Genomic DNA, 2153 nt, shown 5'->3' with positions numbered 1-2153 from the left:
AGTCTGGCGCGGTTGATATCGTCAAACAAGCGTTATCAGCGCTAGGGTTATCAGACACCGATGAAGCAATAATCAAGAACGCTATTGAAAAAGAATACGCTGTATTGATTAATGAGTTGAATCAGACATACCCACAGATGACGGCCGAACAAGCTAAAGCGCAAGAGGCAGCGACACAACAAGCTAGTGAATTAGCCAAAGCTGATGAGTTAGCCAAAGCACAACAGGCATTAGCTGATGCACAAACAAAGGTTAGTGCCTTACAAAATTAAGTAAACTAAAACCGCCCGACTGGATTATTTCTGGTTGGGCGGTTTTTTATTTGCTACAGATTTGCTACAACATGCTCCGTAAGCCTTTAGAACAATGCAGTTATGCTCCCTCTAGCGCTACTAGGTATTTCATGGCGTTGCATAAGGTTTCAAAAACCTTGATGTAGCGCCTTTTCTTATGAAAAACGTTGCACTGTATTTCATAGCATTTCACACAAAATGGGAAACTTTTAGGGAAACATTTTAAATACGCAAGTAGGCAGTGTAACGGCATTTAAGCCGTTTTTTATTTGCAAAAGTGGGAAACATTTAGCACATCATAAAAATGTGGTACATAATCAGAATATATACGAATAAAAATGTATATATACAGTATAATATTCATAGAATACTAAGTGATAGGGGGCTATGGGTATGACAAAAGTAAAACGTAGTATAGCTGGAGCATTAAATACAAATGCCAAAATTAAACATTTGAAAAGTCCCGTAATTAACTTTTGGTAATGACAAAAAATAAAAATGAGGTGTGATCGTGGCAGATAGAACAGATAAGATGTTGAGAGATTATTTTTCAGGTAGATTGAAGTTAATGGCAGAGGTTGAGCCACGATACAACCAGGACATTGCAGACATTACATTTTGTTTGTCAGTCATCAAACCAGAACATAGTGAAGTCATCAAACGATATTACAGCGATAAGTTTATAACGTGGGAAGAAGTTGTGAGTGAAGCAGGTAAAAGCTATTCACAGTTAAAAACATGGCGCAATGACTTTAAAACGTTATTGAATGTGATGACACAACACGGGGATGAATTTATCAAGCTGAGACATGAAGCATTACAAGTGTAGTGCTTTTTTGTTTACAATAAAAAACACCCCCGCCCCCTTGTTACTAGATTGTAGAGCACACACATACCGTTGCCTTATAAAAATGTTGAATTTTGAAAAGTTTTTTTATAGGGGGGGTTATCCCACAATCGTTGATATAAAGGCTTTTATCAATTTCTGTACAAAACACAGGAATGCTGTTATATCAACGTTTACAGCTTACTGATTTCTAAAATGGGCATAGTTTATCACTACTGCCACAAGGGGTACATCATATTTAACGTAAAAACTACCCCCTAAACCCACCCTAGTTTTTGGAGTTAGGGTTACTTTAGCTACCACTTTTAAGCCTATTTTTGAGTCAAGAACCCTTTAACGTTGCTAGATTAACCTTGTCAAGACCCCCCTATAAAAAATAATCGAAAATTGTTGTTTCGACACAAGACGAGCCCTATGTGTGCGCTCTCCGAGACAGCAAAGTGGGGCGGGGGTGTAAATTATATAAGACTACAAGTGTAAACTAAAATTATTTACTGCTTATCATCCCCGTATAATTTGTTATGTCACTTTGTTTCAGAGTGCTAAAATGGGTCACAGATATTTTGTTGTCCCTCAAGTGGATAACGCCAGCTATCGCAGAGAGTTATAGGGGATGTTTGTTATCGTTTGAAACGATAGCGAGATAGTCCGAGGTCGTTTGAAACGACCAAGAGATGAGTTCGTTATAAATTTGATTGATAACGGATATAATCTCATCCCCGTATCAGTGCTTAAGATATAGCTGGTGTATTTGTTTTAAAACAAGCTAGATAGCGTGTAAATTTGCGTTGTATCTATTGTTGAGTGTATTTATACCAGACAGACATTAAACGCTTAAAATGGCTGTAACAGCGTAATGAAATGCATAACAAAAGGCACGGACTAGTGAAGTGAACCCCAATAGTTGGACAAAATAAAATTAATTAACTAACAGACTCAGTGGTGAGTTGTCGATATTGAACCGGCGACAAACCATTGAGTTTTTGTTTGATCCGGTGATTGTTGTAATAATT

Annotated in this window: 2 protein-coding genes and 1 pseudogene; 2 read left to right on the top strand and 1 reads right to left on the bottom strand. The window is 37.4% G+C overall.

Annotated elements, in window-relative coordinates; genetic code table 11:
• A pseudogene (locus BMG01_RS10330) lies at positions 1-272 on the top strand (holin); the annotation flags it as partial.
• Between the two features lie 532 nt (positions 273-804).
• Positions 805-1122, top strand: coding sequence for a hypothetical protein (locus tag BMG01_RS10325; protein ID WP_004912007.1), 318 nt, complete (start codon positions 805-807; stop codon positions 1120-1122).
• A gap of 941 nt (positions 1123-2063) precedes the next feature.
• On the opposite strand, the gene BMG01_RS11680 is transcribed toward BMG01_RS10325, so the two are convergent.
• A partial coding sequence (locus BMG01_RS11680) for an IS3 family transposase (RefSeq protein WP_143470296.1) occupies positions 2064-2153 on the bottom strand: 90 nt, incomplete at its 5' end.

The sequence above is a fragment of the Leuconostoc sp. BM2 genome (assembly GCF_002095565.1).
GTDB lineage: Bacteria > Bacillota > Bacilli > Lactobacillales > Lactobacillaceae > Leuconostoc > Leuconostoc falkenbergense.
This window is presented reverse-complemented; position numbering and strand designations above follow the sequence as displayed.